Source organism: Nonlabens marinus S1-08, from assembly GCF_000831385.1.
GTDB lineage: Bacteria > Bacteroidota > Bacteroidia > Flavobacteriales > Flavobacteriaceae > Nonlabens > Nonlabens marinus.
The window spans coordinates 651,980-672,963 of the sequence record NZ_AP014548.1 but is presented as its reverse complement, the minus strand read 5'-3'; the positions used below and the strand labels follow the sequence as shown (position 1 = coordinate 672,963).

Below are 20,984 nucleotides of genomic sequence, written 5' to 3'. Positions count from 1 at the left end.
AGAATTGGAAAAAACGATAGCACATCTAAAGCGTGGAGAAATCGCCATCATCAAAAGTTTTAAGGAAACTGATGTGCCATTAAAATTATTAGAAATGGGCTGCTTGCCTGGAAATCTAGTGACCATGATGCAAAGTGCTCCGTTCCAAGACCCTATTTATTTAAATATAAATGGTACACATCTTGCCATAAGAAGGGAAACCGCTTGTAAAATAAACGTGGATCCTTATGTCTAGATCGATCAACGTTTCTCTTATTGGAAACCCTAACACAGGTAAAACTTCCTTATTCAACAGGTTGACAGGATTGAATCAGAAAGTAGGCAACTATCCAGGTATCACTGTCGAGAAGAAAGAAGGGGTTTGTAAGCTTGACCGTGGCTTAAAAGCTCATATTCTCGACCTGCCAGGAACTTACAGTTTAAATACTTCATCACTTGATGAAAGTGTGGTAGTAGAAACTTTGCTCAATCGTAATTCTAGAGATTTCCCTGATGTAGCGGTAGTAGTAAGTGATATAGAAAATATCAAGCGCAACTTACTTCTCTTTACTCAAATAAAGGACCTTGAGATTCCAACTATTCTTGCCATAAACATGGCAGATCGCATGCAGCGCAAAGCCATTACGCTCGACATCGAATTGATGGAAGCAGAATTAAACACTAAAGTTGTCCTAGTCAGTGCTCGCAAAAATCAGGGAATAAACGACCTTAAGGACGCGATTACTCAATACAAAACATTGAACACTCAACCTTGTGTTAATGCCAGCGTTATAGATCCTGAGTATTTTGCCCGATTGAAAAAAGCCTACCCACACCAGCTTTTATATAAGTTATGGCTGGTGATTACTCAAGATGTAAACTTTGGGAAAGTGGAACGAGATCGAGATTACGAGAAACTGAAAACCAGTTCTTTTGATATCAAGTCAGAGGAAGATCTTAAGCGACTGCAACATAAAGAAACGGTGGTGAGGTATCAATTCATCAATGGGTTGCTTAAGAAAGTACTTCATGTCGACACGTCTCACGCAAAAGACTTGCGCAGCAAGCTGGATCGCATACTTCTTCATAAAGTCTGGGGCTATCTTATTTTCTTCTTGATACTATTATTGATATTTCAAGCGATTTACGATTGGTCCTCCTATCCTATGGATTGGATTGACGAGCTGTTTGCTTCTTTCAGTGCCATAACGGCTGAAAGCTTACCAGCTGGTCCTTTTACCAGCTTATTAGCAGAAGGTATCATACCTGGTTTAGGTGGTATTGTCATTTTTATACCTCAAATAGCCTTCTTATTTTTCTTTATTGCGCTGTTAGAAGAGAGTGGGTATATGAGTCGTGTGGTGTTCCTGATGGATCACATAATGAAAAAGTTTGGGTTAAGCGGTAAAAGCGTTGTGCCTTTAGTTTCTGGAACCGCTTGTGCGATACCAGCAGTTATGGCTACCCGCAATATTGAGGATTGGAAAGAGCGGTTGATCACCATTCTAGTGGTTCCATTTACAACATGTTCTGCTAGGCTTCCTGTGTATTTAATCATCATTGCTCTTGTGATTCCTGATCGAGACATTTGGTGGATTTTCAACCTTCAAGGATTAACCTTGATGCTACTTTATTTATTAGGTTTTGGGGCTGCTATTTTCTCAGCCTGGGTGTTGAACAAGATTTTGCCCATTAAACGCAAGAGCTTTTTTGTGATGGAAATGCCAGCGTATAAACTGCCGATGTTTAAAAATGTAGGAATCACCGTTGTTGAAAAAACCAAGAGTTTTGTGCTGGGTGCAGGAAAAATAATAATGGCGATCAGTATCGTATTGTGGATTTTGGCGAGTTATGGATTGGGCGACCAATTCACTAAAGCAGAGCAAATAGTGACGGAAAAATATGCCAGTCAAAACCTTTCAGACAAAGCATTGCAACAAAAAATTGCCTCTCACAAACTGGAGCATAGTTTTATAGGATACATAGGTAAAGGAATTGAACCAGCGGTACGCCCATTAGGTTACGATTGGAAAATTGGTATCGCAATTGTAAGCTCATTTGCAGCACGCGAGGTATTTGTGGGGACACTAGCAACTATTTATAGCGTTGAAAATGCTGAAGAGGAAACTATCAAAAACCGAATGCAAGCAGAGACGAACCCTATTCTGGGAGGTCCATTATTTAATTTTGCTAGTGGGATATCACTGTTGTTATTTTATGCATTTGCAATGCAGTGTATGAGTACCCTCGCGATTGTGAAACGCGAGACAGTGAGCTGGAAATGGCCAGCAATTCAATTTGCCGCCATGACGCTAATTGCTTATTTCGCCGCATTAGGTGCCTTTCAAATACTTAAGTAAATGAATTTTTATGGACTTGTATTAGGCTTGATTCTTGCACGCTTTCGCGAAAGCGGAACAACCATGATCATATTTCAATATATCTTATTAGGTCTTGCTGTGTCAGGTGCTGTGCTATGGCTGTTTAGAAAACAACTTTTCCCTAAAAAATATAAGTCTGGAGACTGTGGTGATGGAGATTGCGGTTGTCATTAAGTCCAAAAAAAAGCCCGTTCAATCGAACGGGCTCTTTAGATCTAGAAATATAAATTAGATTACTGAACGACTCTTACGTTAACAGCGTTCATTCCTTTTTTTCCTTCTTTTTCTTCATACTCTACTTTGTCTCCTTCTCTAACCTCATCGATTAGTCCAGTTACATGCACGAAGCAGTCTTGATTTGTTCCATCTTCAACGATAAAGCCAAAACCTTTTGACTCATTGAAAAATTTTACGGTACCTTGTTTCATTGTAATAAGTTGTAATAATTAAGCTACAAATATATTAGGATTATTTTATTCCAATTGTTAATAACTAAATTTATTTCAATTTTTCAGTATTAACAAGCTGTGCAAGAGCCTATTTGGGCTTTCCGTCTATGTAAATACTAGCACCTTTTACACTCCTGTCGTACATCACAATACTTCCAGCAACAGATACATTAAGACTTTTAGGCGTTTCAAATTTGATGAGTTGATGGGATTTTTCAATGGCTTTTTTGCTCAGACCATTATCCTCTGCCCCTAATAAGTAAACGCAATTACGAGGGTGTTGAAAGTCAGCCAGCAATTGAGCATCCCCAGTTAACTCTACGCCTACTAGCATGGCTCCCTTCGGCAGATGTGCAAAAAAGTCAGCAAAGGTTTTATAGTGAAAATAAGGTAAGGAACTAACGGCATTATGGGTATCGCTGGACTGTTTCGCATACCTATTTCCTATAGTAAAAATAAAACTAGCTCCCAGATTTTGAGCGCTACGCCACAAAACACCCAGATTCTCTGGAGTTTTTCCATTTTCAATCCCAATCCCGAAATAGCCCGCTTCTAAATTATCAATTATCATAAGGCAGTAGCTAAACGAGCTTCAACGACAGCCATTCCTAAATTCAATTTTCCATAGCCAACCTTGCCATTAAAATGCTCAAAAACAGGTTTCATGGAGCCTTCCTTTTTATAATTAGGGAGCATTTTTTCTAGCATTTCAAGATCCACACCTTCTAATAATCCATCTACCTCTACGTCTCTATGGGAGGCATATCTCTTGCCTATGTGAGATAAAATAGTATCTGCTTTAAGGCCGCGATCTGTGGCTATTTCCTCTATTGATTTTCCGCTCCAGTATAATTCTACACTATTCATGACGGTATCTGTCAAGCCACTAGATTTGGCTTTTTTCCGGGTCTTTTTCTTAGGTGCATCCATGCGATAGACAAAATCAGAAGTTCTCGCGTCTTTAAAATCTTCCGTCAACTTCAAAAAATCAAAAGCATATTTATCATGTTTATGAGTTCCCACACCGGTAATATCTGCAAATTGATTATCATCTTGAGGTATGCGACTCGCAATATCTTTAAGGGTAGCATCGCTAAATACCATGTAAGGCGCTATGCTTTCCTTGCGCGCTAGATTTGTTCGTAGTTGTTTGAGAGCATCGTAAAGTTGGCGGTTGACTTCCGTTGGTAATTCTACTGCCGTGGCTTTGGCTTGTTTTGCAGACAGTTCTTCTGGTTTAGGAATGACAGCGAGGGCTACTTTGCGATCTTCAAAGAGCACTTCTTGAGATTGGGGCGTCAGTTTTAAGTGATTTTGCTCGTGAAATGCTATTTCTAACAAGCCTTGATTGATCATTTGAATGATATATTGTTGCCAGTTATTCCAGGATATATCCTTACCAGCACCATAGGTTTTTATGGCTTGGAAACCACTTTCCATCACTCCAGCGTTGCTCGCACCACGCAGCACATCAATCAATAAGTTCATGGAACACTGTTCCCGCATGCGATACACGGCGCTCAGCGCCATTTGAGCCTGCAAAGTAGCGTCAAAAAAGTCTGGCTTATTGAGGCATACATCACAATTATTGCAATCTTCCGCTAGGTATTCGTTGAAGTACGACAGCAGCATGCGTCTGCGGCACGTAAGTGCTTCAGCAAATTGCTTCATACGTTCTAGCTTGGCAATTTGTACCTCACCATTACCACTTCCCTCTGCAAATTTGCGCAGCTGTATCACGTCTGCATAACTGTGAAAAAGCAGTGCTTGAGACTCGAGTCCATCCCTACCAGCACGACCTATTTCTTGATAGTAACCCTCAATATTTTTAGGCATGTTGTAGTGAATCACAAATCGCACGTTAGACTTGTCAATTCCCATCCCAAATGCGATGGTTGCCACCACGATCTTGATCTCGTCCTTTATAAATTGTTCTTGTACGCTTTCGCGAAAGCGATTTTCCAATCCAGCATGGTAGGCCGCGACTGAATATCCATAATCCTTCAACTTATCTGCAAGGCTCTCGCAGCTCTTGCGGCTCAAACAATAGATAATGCCAGACTCGTCTTTGTAATTCTTGAGAAATTGCCGCACTTGGGCAATTCGGTTATTTCCAGGCCGCACCGACAGCATAATATTAGGCCGGTCAAAAGACGCAACAAATTCTTTCGCCTCGCTGATCGCTAATTGTTTTTTTATGTCAGACCTAGTCGCACGATCAGCTGTAGCGGTAAGTGCGATGAGGTTTGCATCACTAAATGAATTCTTTAAATAAGCCAATTGCGTATAAGCTGGCCGAAAATCGTGTCCCCAGGTAGAAATACAATGCGCCTCATCCACTGCGATCAAGGAAACGCTGATGCTGGAAAGATGGTTTTGTAATAACGAGATGCTTTCTGGTGCTACATACAATAATTTCAAACTACCGTCTTGTAAACGGGAAAGGACTTCTTGTTGATCTCCCGATTCTTGGGAACTGTTAAAAAAGCCTGCAGGAATACCGTTAGCATTCAGGGCGTCTACTTGATCTTTCATCAACGCAATCAGGGGAGAAATAACTAAGGTAACTCCCTCTAGCATCAATGCGGGCAATTGAAAACACATGGATTTCCCACCGCCTGTAGGCATGACTACCATCAACTCCCTACCGTTTAAAACATTGTCAATTATTTCTTCCTGCAACGGCCGGAAGCTATCGTACCCGAAGTGTTTTTTAAGCAGCTCTAATTTTGTCATCCTTCTAATTTATGTGTGTGGCGTGGAGGTGTTTTTGTAATGGCTAAAGTTACACAAACGGTATAAGAATTGCATGATAAGTGAAGCAATACAGCTGCCTTCACTGTGTTTTTAGTAAGGAATCCCGTGGTGGTTAATTAACTATATTTACATTTTATCTGGGTTATGAAAAATCTTCTCGTTGCTATATTATTGATAAGTTTCGCTTTCGCGAAAGCGCAATCGGTCAATAATTATAAATATATAATTGTCGACAATGAATATGAGTTTCAATCCAGTGCAAATGAGTACCGACTGAATGAATTAATGGAGTTTGAACTTCAAAAGTATGGCTTTGAAACCTACAGAGACAACGAGGTATTGCCAAAAGACCTAAACCTAGGTGTTTGTAATTCGTTAAACTTAAAAGTTTTTAAGTCGGGTGTCTTTTGGTCGGACATCTATGCACACCTAGAAAATTGTGATGGAGAAATCCTTTTTACTACTAAAGAAGCACGAGGAACTCAAAAAAACTATGAGAAGGCATACTTCAGCGCGGTTCGAGAAGCTTTCCAGTCTTTTGAAGAACTCAGTTATGCATACGAAGGACCATATGTAAAAGAGCCGAATGTTATTACTAGGACGGCTGATGTTGTGGAAACTAAAGTCAATGAGCCTAAGGTTATTGTGGCGAAGGAAGAAACAACTAACATTGATGTTTCAGAACAGGAAGTATACGATTATCAAGAAAAATCAGACGCAGCGTATGCGTTGAAATTTGACGAATCAAAATCTAATTTTGAACTTTACCGCTTTGGTGCTAAAGTAGGTTCTGGACGCAAATCTGCTGCTGGAGTTTATTTAGTTACCAGCGCTTCTTTTACAGGTATTGGGTTTATTGAAAATGATTCCTTTATCGTAGAGTACGATGAGGCTGGGCAGCTAAAACGCATCAAGCTCGATAAAGTCAACTAAATATGCTTCCCTACTTCAAAACCATGTTTTCCTAGGTATTGATTTCCACTATCAATAGCATCATTCTCTAATGTAGTTCCCATGCTATCGTTCCACCTATTCAAATAACCAAATAGGGATATCACGCCCAGCATTTCTACAATTTCTCCTTCGTCCCAATACTTTTTCAAGCGTTCTTGAATTTTGCTATCTACAGCGTTAGGAACTTGGCTCGCCGCTAGTGAGAAGTCTAGCGCTGCGCGTTCAGCCTCTGAAAAAGCGGGATGAGTGCGGTATTCCCAAATATTGTCCAACTGTTCTTGTTCTGCCCCATACCGTTCTGCTGCCCTGATCGCATGTGCCTGGCAATAACGACATCCTGTAGCGTTACTAGAAACCCACGCAATCATTCGTTTTAAGGCACTCGTCACTCGACCTTCATTTGCCATGACTGCTTTATTCAAGTTGATAAATGCCTTGGAAATAGCTGGCCTGCGCTGCATGGTCAATACAGAGTTAGGGCAAAAACCTAAGGTCTCATTGAAGAATTCTGATAATTCTTGAGTTTCAGCATCATGATCTGCATGCAATGGTGTTACTAATGGCATAATTTGGGATTTGAAACGGAAAGGTAGCCAAAAACACTTAGTAGGTCATAGCCATCCACCGCCTTTAAATTCCAACCGCACTATTATGTATAGCACGACTTCAAAATGATCCTATATTTGCTGTCTTAATCCTACAAATTTGCGCTGGACTCTTAAACCAATTCCTGATCCTATTTTGCAAGCTAAACTAGCGCAAGAGCTTGATATCGATTTAGTCTTGGCTGGTTTGTTAGTGCAGCGAGGGGTGGACACTTTCGCGAAAGCGAAATCATTTTTTAGACCCTCGTTAGATGAACTGCATGACCCGTTCTTAATGAAGGATATGCAATTAGCGGTTGACCGTATTGCTAAAGCAGTGGCGCAAAAGGAAAACATCTTAGTATTTGGTGATTATGATGTGGATGGAACTACCAGTGTTGCGTTAGTTTCCTCTTTTTTACAGTCGTATTATCCTAATGTAGCTACCTATATTCCAGACCGTTATGAGGAAGGTTATGGGGTGAGTTATCAAGGTATTGACTATGCACACGACAATGAGTTCACATTAATAATCGCATTAGATTGCGGAGTGAAAGCGGTGGATAAGATCGCTTACGCAAAAGAAAAAGGCGTTGATTTTATAGTCTGTGATCACCACAGGCCTGGAAAAAACCTACCAGACGCTGTGGCAATTCTTGACCCGAAACGGGAAGATTGCACTTACCCATATGATGAACTTTGTGGATGTGGTGTAGGGTTCAAGTTGTGCCAGGCGATTACCATAACAAACAATTGGGATTTTCAAATACTAATTCCTTATTTGGATCTGGTAGCTACTGCCATAGGAGCAGATATCGTTCCCATGACTGGAGAGAATAGAATCTTGACCTATCATGGACTGCATGTGATCAACACTAGTCCTAGAGCAGGATTTCAAGCAATTATATCACAGCTTGATAAAAAAGATAAGCTGACCTCTACAGATGTTGTGTTCACCATCGCTCCTAGAATCAATGCGGCCGGAAGAATGAAGCACGGTTTGCATGCGGTCCAGTTGCTCACTGAAACTGATGTGGATAAAGCTGTTGTCTATGCTAAGGAAATTGAACAATTCAATATCGATCGCAAAGAAACCGATAGATACATCACTCAAGCTGCATTACAGCAAATACTTGATACAGGAGCTCAAGATCGATACAGTACTATTGTTTTTGACCCATCCTGGCATAAAGGCGTAATAGGTATTGTTGCTTCAAGACTTATGGAAACGTATTACCGCCCTACACTGGTGTTTACTAAAAGTGGTGATTTTCTAGCCGCAAGTGCGCGTAGCGTTAAAGGTTTCGATGTATACGATGCGCTAGAGCAATGTTCTGAATTTATAGAACAATTCGGCGGACACATGTATGCTGCGGGACTTACCTTAAGGGCTGAGAATTTTGAAGCTTTTAAAAATAGATTTGAAGAGGTGGTTTGTGCTACCATTCAAAACCAGCAGCGGACAGAGGAAATATCCATTGACTGTCGATTGCCCTTAGGCTCTATAAACGGTAAATTTTATAGAATCTTACAGCAGATGGCGCCATTCGGTCCTAAAAATATGACTCCTGTATTCTTGACTGAAAAAGTTACAGATACTGGGTATGGTAAAAAGGTAGGGAGTGGAGGAGAACACTTAAAGCTCTGTTTGAGCCAGGATCAAGGTATAACGAGCTACGATGCGATCGGTTTTAATAAGGGAAGTAAATGGGAAGAATTGCAACAAAAGAAACTTTTAAAAATTGCCTATTCCCTAGATAAGAATACCTGGCAAGGAGTTTCAAAAATCCAATTAAGATTGAGAGATATTCAGTAGAAGTTAAATAGATACGCTCAGAAGATCTCTTAAACATTTTATAGTCAAAGGCTTGATTACGAAATCCTCAATCTCCTCATATTGCATGGCTCTTTCTCGATCTCTAGGGTCTATGGAAGAACTCACCATATAAACTGTTATGGCATTTTTGTCAACAAACTTTACAAATTCATTCATGAACTGCCACCCGTTTAGGACCGGCATGTTGATGTCCAGTAGAATAATGTCAGGATAGAGGTGTGTATTAAAATTTATTTCAGTCAGCTGATCGATAGCTAGTTGCCCATTTTTAAAATCTTTTACAGTATGAGCTAGTTGACATTGCTCTAGTAATTTTCGAACTGTGAAAGTGTATACAGCATCATCATCAATGATCCAAACATAGTTCACCTTCATAACTACAAGGTTATTTTGAAAATTGTCCCCACGTCTTTTGTACTCTGGACTCGAATAGTTCCTCCCATAGCCTCTACTTGATTTTTAGTCATGTACAGACCTATCCCGCGAGCGTCTTTATTGCCGTGGAATGTTTTGTACATCCCGAATACCTTATGACCATGCTGCTTCATATCAATACCAATACCGTTGTCTTCAAAAATTATGCGGCATTTATTTTTATGCTTGAAGGCACTTATTCTAATATGAGCCGGAACGTCTTTTTTACGGTATTTGATGCTGTTTGTAAGCAAATTCAAAATGATGCTCTCCATGTATGCAGGTGATGCAACAATGATAAAATCATCGTCTATATCCACGTCAACACTAATATCATGTTTTGCGATTTCAGAAGAAATATTCTCCATAACATTGAAGATGTTTTCTTTGAGGAACATTCGAGTCAGTTCAATTTTCTCAATGTTTACAGCAACGACATCATTAAGGTGGTTAATCGTTTCAGATAATTGAGAGCTTGAAGCCTTTAATAATTTTATAATATTCTCTTTATCCTCCTCTAGGGTTTCTTGAACGTACAATTGAAGTAAGACTTCAAAATTGCTAGAATGAGACCTTAAATTGTGGGAAACAATATGTGCAAAATTGAGCAGTCGCTCATTTTGCTTTTTTATTTGCTGAGTGGACGATTGAAGTTCTAATTCCTTCTTCTTGACCTCAGAAACATCTAAAATTTGAACGATTAGATCAACTGGGTTTCCATATTCATCTTCAAGTAAGGTTCCCATTAAAGAACAACTTACATATCTACCCGTTGATTTTTTGAGATTTAGATCAAGGATCAGATGGTTAGATTGCTCACTTAAAAGATCAGCTACAGCTTGAAATAGGCCAGGAAAATCTTCCTTTCTAACATGATTTTCAAGAGAGGTTTTCACTAGATTAGACTTATCTAGATCAAGCATTTTTGAAATACTAGGATTAGAATCTTTGATTTTTAGAGTAAGCGGATCTATCACCAGCATTCCCACTCCAGATGCTTGAAAACCGTCATGAAATCTTTTAACGGCTTGTTTATATTTTAGATTAATTAATACCCGCTCCGTGATATCTTCAAAAGTCCCGTATTGACGTATGCATTTGCCGTGCTCCATATCTGCCTTAATGACGCTTCTTACCCAGCGTTCGTTGCCTTTAGCAGTAATAATTTGCAGTTCTACATCATAGGAGTTGCCAGTAGCGTTTGAGTCTGTGAAAAGTTTTGTGATCTTTTTTTGATTATATCCAGGCTTGTAAAATTCAATACCTGTAGATACATCTGGAACGTAATCCATGTCAACTTCATGAATCATTTTAGTCACATCAGACCAGTACAATTCATTAGTCAAGTAATTCATTTCCCATGAACCTATTTTGGCTTTATTTGATGCATCAAGCAGTAGTTGGTGTTCTCGATCAATTTTCATTTTGATCTCCATGGTTTCTGTGATATCCTCACTACTCATGACCATACCGTTGATGTTCCCGTCGTCATCATAAGTAGGCCCTACACTCCATTTGATCCATTGCTCAGTTCCATCATGGCGCACAAATAATTCTGCAGGATTGGATTCATAGCTTCCCTTAAGAACTTGTTGATGCTTATCTCGCCATTCTTGACCTATTTCAGGGAAAAGATCATAATGGTTCATTCCGGTTAGATCTTTATGAGGTAGCTTATAGTCCGCACACCACTTACTAGAGTGAGCTACATAGTTCAAGTTTTTATCTAAGTAAGCAATGGCCACTGGAGCCTGCCGTATAGCACTGTACTTGTCAATTTTAACCACCGTTTTTATTTTACTTTTATAAAGTAGTGAGAAGTTTTAACTCAACTGGTAAAACAGCTATTCTGGGAATGTTATATTCGACATAAAACACTAATATCTGTTTATCTGTAAGCCAAATCTTAACATCGCACTAATTTTTTAAAGCTAAGACTTTTCAAAGGATTTGATCAAAAATCCATTTTCATCATACACGCCATAAGAATAATGTGATATCCAATCGCCCAGATTGAAGTAAGTAGAAGTATCTGTAAGTTTAATTTCCATAGGTAAATGACGGTGCCCAAAAATGAAATAATCAATGGAATTTTTCTCTAGTTTGCGCTTAGCATATTGCGCTAGCCACTCTTTCTCTTCCCCTAGAAAAATGGCATCCTCGTCTCCTGATATCAGTTTATTTTTAACGGACAAATGTCTTGCAAGCTTCACACCTAAATCTGGATGTATCCATCTAAAACACCACTGGAAAAAAGGACTGGTAAAAACCTTTTTCATCCTCTTGTAGCCTTTATCGCCAGGACCTTTTCCATCACCGTGTCCTATTAGAAATTTTTTGCCGTTGAAATCAAACACTTTGGGCTCGTGATAGACAGGAATGCCTAGCTCTTCCTCAAAATAGCCGAACATCCACAAATCGTGATTCCCTACAAAGAAATAAATAGGTATGCCGCTATCCCGCAGCTCTGCAAGTTTGCCTAGGACTCTTACTTGACCCTTTGGTACTACCGTTTTGTATTCAAACCAGAAATCAAATAAGTCTCCCAGTAGAAAAATGGCAGCCGCATCATCTCTCACCATGTCTAACCATTGCAGGAATTTGCGCTCTCTGGGCTTGCTCAATTCTTGAGTAGGCGCACCCAGGTGGTTGTCACTTGAAAAATAAATCTTTTTACCTTCTGGAATCTCCATGGGTTCAAAGATAGCAATATCACCGCATTGCGCTAGAATACAGTAATGATCAATTGCAGCAGTGAAATGGGAGAATTTCGCTTTCGCGAAAGCGGTATAAATACAAATTCCTTGAACTATATTTAGGTCATGATCAACAAGCGCCTACTGGTCAAGAGTCTACTGTCGCACAACGACGAAAACAGTTTCTACGACAAGAAACTGCGGGTGGACTTAAGCCATAAAGAAGGTAAGGCTAAATTTTTAAAACACATTTGTGCGCTTTCTAATTCTAACCCTGCTAATAATAGCTTCATAGTAGTAGGAGTGGACGATCGCAAAAATGAGATTGTAGGCGTCGATTTTTTTGACGATTCTAAACTTCAAAATCTTATCAATGCCTATCTAGAAAACCCACCTTTAGTGCAGTACGAGAACATTCCTTTTCCACACTTGCCAGTGGATAAAGTGGTAGGTCTAGTCACCATACGATCCCAGAACGGCATCACTTCATTGCGTAAAAACATTTGGAAATATTACGGTGGTGCTGTGTTTTTTAGAGACGGCAGCATTTCCATGCCTAAAGATTTTGGGATCCGAATGGATGATGTGAATTCTACTATTGTTCAAGAGATCGAGAAAAATGCCAGTAATAATATTGAGTTGACGCTGGATCGTGTGCAGGATTTTATGAATCGTAAGGAGCACGGGCTAGAAGTTTTTTATAAAGTGTTTAAAGAGCAATTTGTGATTTGCTGGTCTGGCAAAATGAAACGTAAAAAAGGCAATGAATACTACTACCGCGTCGATATCGAGATGGTGAATGAGCAAGTGCGGTTGTTCTACAGTGCGTTAGATGAGGTTCAAATTTCTTATGATGAGGACAGTTTTAGCATCCTTGAATTTGTAGAGTTGGGTCTAGGCGACCGTCAGGCCTATCACCCGCTGGAACGGCAAACGTTACGCTTTTTCCCAAATGGTACTTACAAACTGGAAACTAAGATACTTTTCAACCCGCCCTATTACGATAGGCGTACGTTGCACCATATCTATAATGCTAATTTATCCTTGCTGGCAAAATTATCCACAGGTGCTATTTTAACAGGCAGAGAGCTTCAAGATCTGCGCAACCTCCCAGAAACTATGCTTATTTGCCAGTTTAATAATGTGGGAGAACCTATTGAAAAAATGAAATTACAACGCCAACAGTTGAAAAATTATCCGGACACTTATAAGGCATATAAAGAGTCCTTGCGTATCTTGAGAAAAGTAAAATATAATTCTTGAGAACACTAGTTATAGGAGACATACACGGCGGCTACCGCGCTTTAATCCAGTTATTAGAGCGATTAGAGGTAGAACCACGAGATCAACTCATATTTTTGGGTGACTATGTAGATGGCTGGTCGCAAAGTTTTGAGGTGATTGAGGAGTTGATATCGCTTTCGCGAAAGCGAGCTCTCCACAAACACACAGCTCCCATTTTTTTAAGAGGAAATCACGATGAATTAGTACTTGATTTTCTAGTCAAAGGGCAGAAAAACAAACAGTGGTTGCACCATGGTGGCACGAGTACGGTTAAAAGCTACAGTGGAAAATCCGAATCAGAAATAGCGAGACACATTTCATTTCTAACAGATGAACTTGTGGATTTCTATGAATTGGATGGCAACGGGTATTTCCATGCAGGATTTCATAATCTAAATGGGCCGCATTATGAGTATTACAAGAATTTACCCTACTGGGATCGATCCTTGTGGGAAATGGCATTGTGTATCGATCCAAACTTATCCAAGGACGACTCCAGATACCCCAACCGACTCAAGTTGTACAATGAGATATTTATAGGCCATACGCCTACTACAAGATTGGACAGTACACAACCTATTCACGCGGCCAACATCTGGAATGTAGATACTGGCGCAGCATTTACAGGACCACTCACGGCATTGTGCGTGGAAACTAAGGAAATATGGCAAAGCGACCCTTTACCAGATTTGTATCCTGAGGAAAAAGGTAGGAATTAAAAAGACCGCCTGATTGAGGCGGTCTTTTAGATTCACTAAAAAATAGTTTACTATAAATCAAACTTAATTCCCTGGGCTAAGGGTAGTTCGGTTGTGTAGTTTATTGTGTTCGTTTGTCGTCTCATATATATCTTCCAGGCATCACTACCAGATTCACGACCACCGCCTGTGTCTTTTTCACCTCCAAAGGCACCGCCTATCTCCGCTCCACTAGTTCCTATATTGACGTTTGCGATACCACAATCAGATCCTGCAACGCTCAAAAAGTGCTCGGCTTCTCTTAGGTTGTTGGTCATTATCGCACTGGATAACCCTTGGTTCACACCATTTTGAAGATCTAGAGCATTTTCTACATTACCGCTGTATTTCAATAGATACAAAACAGGAGCAAAAGTCTCGTGCTGTACGATTTCAAAAGAGTTCTCCGCTTCAGCTATAGCAGGTTTTACGTAGCAACCGCTTTCAAAGCCTTTACCTTCTAGAACACCACCTTCTACAATTACTTTACCGCCTTCTTCCACTACTTTAGTTAAAGCGTTTTGATATCCTTTAACGGCATCTTTATCAATTAGAGGACCTACATGATTATTTTCATCTAATGGATTTCCAATTTTTAATTGCTTGTAAGCATCCACTACCGCTGTTTTAACTTTATCATACATCGAATCATGAACGATCAATCGTCTTGTTGATGTACAGCGTTGTCCCGCAGTTCCTACAGCGCCAAATACCGCACCTATCACGGTCATTTTAATATCTGCATCTGGAGTGACAATGATGGCATTGTTACCGCCTAATTCTAACAAGGACTTTCCTAATCGCTCACCCACTTTACTCGCTACAATTTTACCCATGCGGGTAGATCCAGTCGCGCTGATTAATGGTACGCGCTTATCAGTGGTCATCATTTCTCCTACCTTATAATCGCCATTCACTAGACAAGAAATACCTTCTGGAAGGTTGTTGTCTTTAAGAACTTTGGCAATGATATTTTGGCAAGCAATTCCTGTTAGAGGAGTTTTTTCACTTGGCTTCCAGATACAGACATCGCCGCAAACCCATGCGAGCGCTGTGTTCCAAGCCCATACGGCTACTGGAAAGTTGAAAGCACTGATAATCCCCACAATCCCTAGTGGATGGTATTGTTCATACATTCTATGTCCTGGGCGCTCACTGTGCATGGTCAAACCGTGCAACTGTCTAGAAAGACCTACAGCAAAGTCACAGATGTCAATCATCTCTTGAACTTCACCTAATCCTTCTTGATAGGATTTCCCCATTTCATAAGAAACGAGTTTTCCTAGAGGCTCCTTCAATCGTCTTAACTCATCACCAAACTGGCGTACCACTTCACCACGCAGGGGCGCTGGTTTTAATCTCCAGTCTTTAAAAGCGGTTTGAGCTGCGGCAACTACTTTATCATAATCATCCGCAGTGGTGGTGGTTACTCGTGCGATTTCTGCTCCATCCACAGGGGATGAGGAGATGATCTCGGCACCGTTACCAAAGTTCTCATTACCAGTTGAGGTCCCTTTATTTATCTTTTCTACGCCTAATTGTTTCAGGGCGTCGTTGATTGCAAAAGCTTTCGCTATTTCTGACATGTAATCTATTTTTGAAAGTTTAATCCAGCTTTTCAGCTAGCTTTTTAAAAGTCTTTTTTGGGTTTTTGTTCTCGTATAAGATGTCGTACACCGCATTAAGAATAGGTGTTTTAGCACCATGCTCTTGATTGATTTTATAGGCACTTTTAGTAGCATAATAACCCTCTGCTACCATACTCATTTCCAGTTGTGCGCTGCGCACTGTATACCCTTTTCCTAACATATTACCGAATAGGCGGTTTCTAGAAAACACAGAATATCCAGTAACTAGTAAGTCTCCTAAGTAGGCGCTATCATTAATATTACGCTTCATTTTATGGACTTTCTTGATGTAGCGTTTCATCTCCCGTATGGCATTTGACATTAATACACTTTGGAAATTATCACCATATCCCAATCCATGGGCAATTCCTGCAGCGATGGCATAAATGTTTTTAAGAACAGCGGCATATTCAGTCCCTATAATATCATCACTAGTTTTACAGTTGATATAATCGCTTTCAAAATAACTGGCCAGTCGATCTGCCATTTCTTGATTTGCACAAGCAACGGTCAAATAGGATAGGCGCTCTAAAGCCACTTCCTCTGCATGACAAGGCCCAGTGATGACTCCAATATCATCAAGGTCAATATTATAATTTTGGCTAAAATGTTCCCCTACAATAAGTCCAGTTTCAGGAACAATACCCTTAATAGCTGAAACTACCATCTTCCCTTCAAAAGAAATAGTCAATGGTTCCAACTCTGAATGTAAAAAGGCACTGGGGATAGCAAATATGCAAACATCTGCATATTCTACGATTTCATTGATATTGCTAGAAAGCTTCAATTTTGAAGGGTCGAACTCTACACTGCTCAAATAGCTTGGGTTATGGTCATTGCGTTTGATATGCTCTATGGCGTACACACTGCGCATGTACCAGCCCACTTCCTCCATATTTTCACACAACATCTTCACTATGGCTGTAGCCCAGCTACCGCCACCCAACACTGCAATTTTGAGTTCTTTTTCCATAAAAAGTGATAAAGGGTAAAGGTAACATTTTTCGCACGAAAGCCCGGAGAGCTATGGTCCTGTCTCTATTTGCTTCAATTTTGATACTTGTTTTTAGAGTTTGGTGGAGTTCGCTTTCGCGAAAGCGAACTAAACATAAATGTAACCTTCTGTATAATAGCGGTTTGAATAAATGGCATGATTTTCGAAAACGTTGTAGTGAACATTAAATGATCAATTATGAAAGCAATAACTACTCTTTTAGGCGGTCTTGCACTGGCATTCACATTGAATAGCTGTGAGGCAGACATCATAATAGGCGACCCAATAGCGGATGAACCTACACTTAATCAGGTTCTTGCTTCAAGCGATCTATGGTACCTGGATTTAAACAGTTCTCAAGGCAATCTTGATATCCCCTTTATGACTAGGGCATTCACGCTCAGTTTTGATTACGGAACTTTATTTGCGAATAATAATCTGGTAGGATTAGGACGTGCTGGTTCAGGTCTAGGAGTTGATGTGGGCGTGTATGATACCTATGCTGATATTTTGACTATAGATCATGATGTTGATGGTGTTCATGAATTTCAAGTTTTCGTGAGAGCATCTGACCGTTTGGAATTGCGTGATACGTTTACTGGCACCCGATATTTTGTCGATGGATACAGTACCAGCAATTTTGATTACGACAAACTGTTTTATAATAACATACAGTACTTTTTACAAGAGTACCGTGCTTGGGAAAAAGTGTATACCAGTCAAGAAGGAGCCATCAATGAATTTGATGCAGAAAACTACTTGAAGTTTCGACCTGGTTCTAATGCAGATATATTTCAAAGTTCAAACGATGGAAATGGAACTGGTGTGAATAGCCTATACTGGGATTATACGGGAGAATATTGGGTGGATGACGTTTCCCCTGGTTCACTTAACAAGCATTTAACGCTCGATTATGATTTTTTAGGCAATGATTATTTCGACCTTTACGTTATTGATGATCAGACGATAGAACTGTTCCATAATGCATCTGGAACCACCTATGAATTCAAAGGAAGAAGTTCGATTCAATACAAAACTACTGAAGTTTCAAAGTCCAGATTGCTGGATGTAGAACGAGCGAGAAAGAATAAAAATACATCTCTGTAACTATAGAGATTTAAGAGTTGGTTGGTTGGAAGCCGCCTGTTGGTCGATTAAAAGACTGCGGGCGGTTTTTTATTGATAGAAACCCATTTCATCAATGTATTGATTGACTCTATTGTGTAGAAAATACCTCAGGTCTTGACCAGCAGCGATGCTATTCCTGATCATGGTGGAAGATATTTCCATTATAGGAGCGTCTATTTTTAAAATGGCTGGGTGATCTTTGAGGTGTTCAGGTATTTTACCTTTAGAGATTCTGGGATACACTATAATGTTGTATTCCTCTAGTAGCACCTCATAGTTTTTCCATTTAGGCAAGCTCTTCAAATTGTCTTCACCCATGATCAGGTAAAAATCATTGTCTGGATACTTCTCCTTAAGGTGGACTAGAGTATTTACAGTGTAATTAGGTTGCGGTAAATTGAACTCAATGTTGCTGGGCTTAATTTTCAAATAGTCTTCCGTAGCTAAGTGTACCATATGCAAACGCTGGTAATCATCGAGCAATGTATTCTTTTTTTTGAGAGGGTTATGCGGCGTGACCACCATCCAGATTTCCTTTAAGTCGCTATTTTCAACCAGATAATTAGCAATAGCTAGGTGCCCAATATGAATAGGGTTAAAAGTGCCAAAATAGAGTCCTATTTTATTCATCTTCATCTTGAGTTAGGGGCTTTTTAATAAATTCCGCTACTAACTGCTCAGCCCTTGCTTTAGCTTCTGTTAGGTTGTCATTCTTGATAATTACATCAAACTGTGGGGCTGTTGCCATTTCAGTACTTGCTTTGGCAACTCGCATGGCTATCTTTTCTGGAGTCTCCGTTTTCCGTTTTTTCAAACGTATTTGGAGTTCGTTGATGGATGGTGGCTTGACAAAAATTGCCAGCGTTCTTTCAGGGAATTTCTTCTTAAGGCGCAATCCACCTACCACGTCAATATCAAAAATCACGTTTTTTCCTTGAGCCCAGAGACGCTCAACTTCTGCCTTGAGCGTACCATAAAATTGATCTCGATAGACTTCCTCAAACTCTAGGAAGTCCTCGTGTCTTATGCGATTTTTAAATTCTTTAATGCCTAGAAAATAGTAATCCTTTCCATCTTGCTCGCCATCTCTAGGTTCTCTAGATGCTGCACTGATTGAAAAGGCTAGATTAAGTTCTTTTTTCTTTAATAAATGACGCACCAGCGTGGTCTTTCCTGCACCTGATGGCGCGCTGAATACAATCAATTTAGGCACTACTTCCATTTAAAGTACGTTAAGCATTTGTTCTTTTATTTTCTCTAGCTCGTCTTTCATTTGAACGACCAATTGCTGCATGGCGGCATGGTTTGCCTTGCTTCCAATGGTGTTGATCTCTCGTCCAATTTCTTGAGAAATAAACCCAAGTTTTTTACCCTGGGAACCTGAAGTTTCCATGGTTTCTGTAAAATAATTAAGGTGATTTTGAAGGCGGACTTTTTCTTCAGTAATGTCGTATTTCTCTAGGTAATAGATCAATTCTTGTTCAAACCTATTCTCGTCTAATTTCTCTTTCAATTCTGATACAGCCTTTTCAAGTCTTGTACGCACATCGTCTAATCGCTGCTTATCTTCTATCAGAACCTGATCTAACAGGGATGAAATATTGGCAATACGTTTGTCAAATTCTGCTTTTAAGATAGCCCCTTCTTTATTTCGGAAGTCATTTACTTCTTCAAGACAATCTGCTACCAGCTGCATGATGATTGAAAAATCCTTTTCATCTACTTCTTCCTGTACGCTTTTAAAAACATCTGGAAATGTAGTGGCGATTTCTACTAGTTTAAGTTTATTATTCCCAGCCACACCATCAATAGCACTTATTTGAGAAATGTAATTCTCGACTTTAGCGATGTCTAATTGTTGACCTGTTGTTGTACCTGTGTGTTCTACATAGAGTGAAACATCGACTTTACCTCTAGAAAGTTGAGCTGCCGTCAATTGGCGCAATTCCAATTCCTTCTCCCTATAGGCAGATGGAATTCTTAAGTTAAGATCTAGGCTTTTACTATTTAAGGTGCGTATCTCTACTGTAATCTTACGGTCTTGTAACTGGTTTACAGATTTACCGTAACCTGTCATTGATGTAATCATGCTATGGATTTAAGCATGCAAAGATAAAGGAATCAAAGATCCTAGCTCTAATCGTAAGCTTCTTGGTCGATTTTACTGCGCAGACGGCTTAAAGATTGCTGACGTATCCCTAGGTAAGAAGCAATGTCCTTGAGGGGCAAACGTTCTTCCATGTAACTATAACGCTCCATGAACTTCAAATAACGAGTCGTAGCATCGTAAGTGATCATCCTAGATTTCTCATCTAGTAATTTGTGATAGCGTTTCAACATCAACTTGTTGAATGCAGGAGTTAATCCAGGATACAATTTATTGATGTATTCAAAATCTTGATATTTAAAACACATCACCTCTCCCGCCTCAACACATTGTAATTCTATGTTAGAAGGAGTTTGATCAATAAAGCTGTACATAGAAGTAATCACGTCATTCTCAGCTGTAAAACGAATGGCATGCATATCGCCATACTCGTCAATTATGGAACCTTTAATAATTCCAGACTTGATATAGTAGATATTGTCACATACTTCCCCTAAGTGAAGAATTACTTCCTTTTTTTTGACCTTCACAACCTCGAGCATGCTAAATATCTCAGTAGCATACTTTAATGATGGTTTATCACCACCGCCAGTTAGATCATGAAGAAATTCTGGTAGCTCCATATTTTCTTTACCCTTTTCAAATCAAATATCGCTTATTTTAATCGTATATACAACTACATGAGTTGTTTAATATAAAATATTATCCTTAGGGAGTACCGGTTGAGGTAAATTTTTCTCATCAAGTATATCTCTCAAGTCTATCATAATTGTACGGCATAAAGCGGTCATGGGAACGTCGTTGATACGGCCTTCAAATGGATCCTCACTGTTATCGCCTACAATTTCCATGGTTGTGAAGATCCACATGACCAAAACAGAGAAAGGAATTTGCAGAAAGAGATACCAGTTTTTCATTAATTCAGTCCCGGTAGAATCAATATGTTCTTGAAAAACATTGAGCATCCCCAAAGGAAGTAGCAATACAAATTTCCATGTAAATAACTTAGTAATGTATCCATATTGTCTTGTTATGTACATAATCTGTTGATTGGT

General features: G+C 39.6%; 22 protein-coding genes. 8 read left to right on the top strand and 14 right to left on the bottom strand.

Features of this window, described 5'->3' with window-relative positions; genetic code table 11:
* Nucleotides 1–4 precede the first annotated feature (4 nt).
* The 3 genes from NMS_RS03100 to NMS_RS03090 are packed head-to-tail and all read left to right on the top strand — an operon-like array spanning nt 5 to nt 2,534.
* Nucleotides 5–235, top strand: coding sequence for a FeoA family protein (locus NMS_RS03100; RefSeq protein ID WP_041495352.1), 231 nt, complete (start codon nt 5–7; stop codon nt 233–235).
* On the top strand, nt 228–2,339 hold the full coding sequence (gene feoB, locus NMS_RS03095) for a ferrous iron transport protein B (RefSeq protein WP_041495351.1): 2,112 nt from the start codon (nt 228–230) through the stop codon (nt 2,337–2,339). The genes NMS_RS03100 and feoB overlap by 8 nt, the downstream gene beginning before the upstream one ends.
* Nucleotides 2,340–2,534: a hypothetical protein gene (locus NMS_RS03090; protein WP_041495350.1), complete on the top strand. Its 195-nt coding sequence runs from the start codon at nt 2,340–2,342 to the stop codon at nt 2,532–2,534.
* A 59-nt stretch (nt 2,535–2,593) separates the two neighbouring features.
* Here the strand turns inward: NMS_RS03090 and NMS_RS03085 are convergent, their stop codons facing one another.
* From NMS_RS03085 to recQ, 3 genes are all read right to left on the bottom strand, one after another.
* Nucleotides 2,594–2,788, bottom strand: coding sequence for a cold-shock protein (locus NMS_RS03085; RefSeq protein WP_041495349.1), 195 nt, complete (start codon nt 2,786–2,788; stop codon nt 2,594–2,596).
* Nucleotides 2,789–2,897: 109 nt separating this feature from the next.
* Nucleotides 2,898–3,380, bottom strand: coding sequence for an RNA methyltransferase (locus NMS_RS03080; RefSeq protein ID WP_041495346.1), 483 nt, complete (start codon nt 3,378–3,380; stop codon nt 2,898–2,900).
* The gene (recQ, locus tag NMS_RS03075; protein WP_041495345.1) at nt 3,377–5,545 is read right to left on the bottom strand and encodes a DNA helicase RecQ; all 2,169 of its coding nucleotides are present in this window, start codon (nt 5,543–5,545) and stop codon (nt 3,377–3,379) included. The genes NMS_RS03080 and recQ overlap by 4 nt, the downstream gene beginning before the upstream one ends.
* 165 nt (nt 5,546–5,710) lie before the next feature.
* Between recQ and NMS_RS03070 the strand changes: the two genes are divergently transcribed.
* The gene (locus NMS_RS03070; protein ID WP_041495343.1) at nt 5,711–6,499 is read left to right on the top strand and encodes a hypothetical protein; all 789 of its coding nucleotides are present in this window, start codon (nt 5,711–5,713) and stop codon (nt 6,497–6,499) included.
* Here the strand turns inward: NMS_RS03070 and NMS_RS03065 are convergent.
* On the bottom strand, nt 6,496–7,086 hold the full coding sequence (locus NMS_RS03065; protein ID WP_041495342.1) for a carboxymuconolactone decarboxylase family protein: 591 nt from the start codon (nt 7,084–7,086) through the stop codon (nt 6,496–6,498). The genes NMS_RS03070 and NMS_RS03065 overlap by 4 nt on opposite strands.
* Nucleotides 7,087–7,225: 139 nt before the next feature.
* On the opposite strand from NMS_RS03065, the gene recJ reads away from it, so the two are divergent.
* Complete coding sequence (recJ, locus tag NMS_RS03060; protein WP_041495340.1) at nt 7,226–8,920, top strand: single-stranded-DNA-specific exonuclease RecJ; 1,695 nt, start codon at nt 7,226–7,228, stop codon at nt 8,918–8,920.
* Nucleotides 8,921–8,923: 3 nt separating this feature from the next.
* Here recJ and NMS_RS03055 read toward each other — a convergent pair whose 3' ends face one another.
* The 3 genes from NMS_RS03055 to NMS_RS03045 all read right to left on the bottom strand — a co-directional run bounded on the left by NMS_RS03055 (nt 8,924) and on the right by NMS_RS03045 (nt 12,048).
* Nucleotides 8,924–9,316, bottom strand: coding sequence for a response regulator (locus NMS_RS03055; RefSeq protein WP_052476674.1), 393 nt, complete (start codon nt 9,314–9,316; stop codon nt 8,924–8,926).
* Nucleotides 9,317–9,318: 2 nt separating this feature from the next.
* A complete protein-coding gene (locus NMS_RS13380) occupies nt 9,319–11,142 on the bottom strand; it encodes a PAS domain-containing sensor histidine kinase (protein WP_052476672.1) in 1,824 nt (607 codons plus the stop codon).
* A gap of 144 nt (nt 11,143–11,286) precedes the next feature.
* Nucleotides 11,287–12,048, bottom strand: a complete 762-nt coding sequence (locus tag NMS_RS03045; protein ID WP_041495339.1) for a UDP-2,3-diacylglucosamine diphosphatase — start codon at nt 12,046–12,048, stop codon at nt 11,287–11,289.
* 129 nt (nt 12,049–12,177) lie between these two features.
* Between NMS_RS03045 and NMS_RS03040 the strand changes: the two genes are divergently transcribed.
* Together NMS_RS03040 and NMS_RS03035 are read left to right on the top strand one after the other, a co-directional pair.
* On the top strand, nt 12,178–13,314 hold the full coding sequence (locus tag NMS_RS03040; protein WP_041495338.1) for an ATP-binding protein: 1,137 nt from the start codon (nt 12,178–12,180) through the stop codon (nt 13,312–13,314).
* Nucleotides 13,311–14,054, top strand: coding sequence for a metallophosphoesterase (locus tag NMS_RS03035; protein WP_041495337.1), 744 nt, complete (start codon nt 13,311–13,313; stop codon nt 14,052–14,054). The genes NMS_RS03040 and NMS_RS03035 overlap by 4 nt, the downstream gene beginning before the upstream one ends.
* A gap of 50 nt (nt 14,055–14,104) precedes the next feature.
* Here NMS_RS03035 and amaB read toward each other — a convergent pair whose 3' ends face one another.
* Nucleotides 14,105–15,658 carry an L-piperidine-6-carboxylate dehydrogenase gene (amaB, locus tag NMS_RS03030; protein WP_041495336.1) on the bottom strand — a complete coding sequence of 518 codons (1,554 nt, stop codon included), beginning with the start codon at nt 15,656–15,658 and terminating at the stop codon, nt 14,105–14,107.
* 19 nt (nt 15,659–15,677) lie between these two features.
* Nucleotides 15,678–16,673, bottom strand: coding sequence for an NAD(P)H-dependent glycerol-3-phosphate dehydrogenase (locus tag NMS_RS03025; protein WP_041495335.1), 996 nt, complete (start codon nt 16,671–16,673; stop codon nt 15,678–15,680).
* 219 nt (nt 16,674–16,892) lie between these two features.
* Between NMS_RS03025 and NMS_RS03020 the strand changes: the two genes are divergently transcribed.
* The gene (locus NMS_RS03020; RefSeq protein ID WP_041495334.1) at nt 16,893–17,801 is read left to right on the top strand and encodes a nicotinic acid mononucleotide adenyltransferase; all 909 of its coding nucleotides are present in this window, start codon (nt 16,893–16,895) and stop codon (nt 17,799–17,801) included.
* 69 nt (nt 17,802–17,870) lie between these two features.
* On the opposite strand, the gene nadD is transcribed toward NMS_RS03020, so the two are convergent.
* From nadD to NMS_RS02995, 5 genes are all read right to left on the bottom strand, one after another.
* Complete coding sequence (gene nadD / locus NMS_RS03015; RefSeq protein ID WP_041497414.1) at nt 17,871–18,452, bottom strand: nicotinate (nicotinamide) nucleotide adenylyltransferase; 582 nt, start codon at nt 18,450–18,452, stop codon at nt 17,871–17,873.
* Nucleotides 18,445–19,044 carry a guanylate kinase gene (gmk, locus tag NMS_RS03010; protein ID WP_041495332.1) on the bottom strand — a complete coding sequence of 200 codons (600 nt, stop codon included), beginning with the start codon at nt 19,042–19,044 and terminating at the stop codon, nt 18,445–18,447. The genes nadD and gmk overlap by 8 nt, the downstream gene beginning before the upstream one ends.
* The gene (locus tag NMS_RS03005; protein ID WP_041495331.1) at nt 19,045–19,911 is read right to left on the bottom strand and encodes a YicC/YloC family endoribonuclease; all 867 of its coding nucleotides are present in this window, start codon (nt 19,909–19,911) and stop codon (nt 19,045–19,047) included. It abuts the gene before it with no gap.
* A gap of 47 nt (nt 19,912–19,958) precedes the next feature.
* A complete protein-coding gene (locus NMS_RS03000) occupies nt 19,959–20,552 on the bottom strand; it encodes a Crp/Fnr family transcriptional regulator (RefSeq protein ID WP_041495330.1) in 594 nt (197 codons plus the stop codon).
* A gap of 66 nt (nt 20,553–20,618) precedes the next feature.
* Complete coding sequence (locus NMS_RS02995) at nt 20,619–20,969, bottom strand: bestrophin family protein (RefSeq protein ID WP_041495329.1); 351 nt, start codon at nt 20,967–20,969, stop codon at nt 20,619–20,621.
* Nucleotides 20,970–20,984: the final 15 nt, after the last annotated feature.

Excerpts from the sequence above, each read along its gene's own strand:
- feoB (WP_041495351.1), top strand. The coding sequence starts at position 228 with ATGTCTAGATCGATCAACGTTTCTCTTATTGGAAACCCTAACACAGGT.
- NMS_RS03090 (WP_041495350.1), top strand. The coding sequence starts at position 2,340 with ATGAATTTTTATGGACTTGTATTAGGCTTGATTCTTGCACGCTTTCGC.
- NMS_RS03085 (WP_041495349.1), bottom strand. The coding sequence starts at position 2,788 with ATGAAACAAGGTACCGTAAAATTTTTCAATGAGTCAAAAGGTTTTGGC.
- NMS_RS03080 (WP_041495346.1), bottom strand. The coding sequence starts at position 3,380 with ATGATAATTGATAATTTAGAAGCGGGCTATTTCGGGATTGGGATTGAA.
- recQ (WP_041495345.1), bottom strand. The coding sequence starts at position 5,545 with ATGACAAAATTAGAGCTGCTTAAAAAACACTTCGGGTACGATAGCTTC.
- NMS_RS03070 (WP_041495343.1), top strand. The coding sequence starts at position 5,711 with ATGAAAAATCTTCTCGTTGCTATATTATTGATAAGTTTCGCTTTCGCG.
- NMS_RS03065 (WP_041495342.1), bottom strand. The coding sequence starts at position 7,086 with ATGCCATTAGTAACACCATTGCATGCAGATCATGATGCTGAAACTCAA.
- NMS_RS03055 (WP_052476674.1), bottom strand. The coding sequence starts at position 9,316 with ATGAAGGTGAACTATGTTTGGATCATTGATGATGATGCTGTATACACT.
- NMS_RS03045 (WP_041495339.1), bottom strand. The coding sequence starts at position 12,048 with ATGGAGATTCCAGAAGGTAAAAAGATTTATTTTTCAAGTGACAACCAC.
- NMS_RS03040 (WP_041495338.1), top strand. The coding sequence starts at position 12,178 with ATGATCAACAAGCGCCTACTGGTCAAGAGTCTACTGTCGCACAACGAC.
- amaB (WP_041495336.1), bottom strand. The coding sequence starts at position 15,658 with ATGTCAGAAATAGCGAAAGCTTTTGCAATCAACGACGCCCTGAAACAA.
- NMS_RS03025 (WP_041495335.1), bottom strand. The coding sequence starts at position 16,673 with ATGGAAAAAGAACTCAAAATTGCAGTGTTGGGTGGCGGTAGCTGGGCT.
- NMS_RS03020 (WP_041495334.1), top strand. The coding sequence starts at position 16,893 with ATGAAAGCAATAACTACTCTTTTAGGCGGTCTTGCACTGGCATTCACA.
- nadD (WP_041497414.1), bottom strand. The coding sequence starts at position 18,452 with ATGAATAAAATAGGACTCTATTTTGGCACTTTTAACCCTATTCATATT.
- gmk (WP_041495332.1), bottom strand. The coding sequence starts at position 19,044 with ATGGAAGTAGTGCCTAAATTGATTGTATTCAGCGCGCCATCAGGTGCA.
- NMS_RS03005 (WP_041495331.1), bottom strand. The coding sequence starts at position 19,911 with ATGATTACATCAATGACAGGTTACGGTAAATCTGTAAACCAGTTACAA.
- NMS_RS03000 (WP_041495330.1), bottom strand. The coding sequence starts at position 20,552 with ATGGAGCTACCAGAATTTCTTCATGATCTAACTGGCGGTGGTGATAAA.
- NMS_RS02995 (WP_041495329.1), bottom strand. The coding sequence starts at position 20,969 with ATGTACATAACAAGACAATATGGATACATTACTAAGTTATTTACATGG.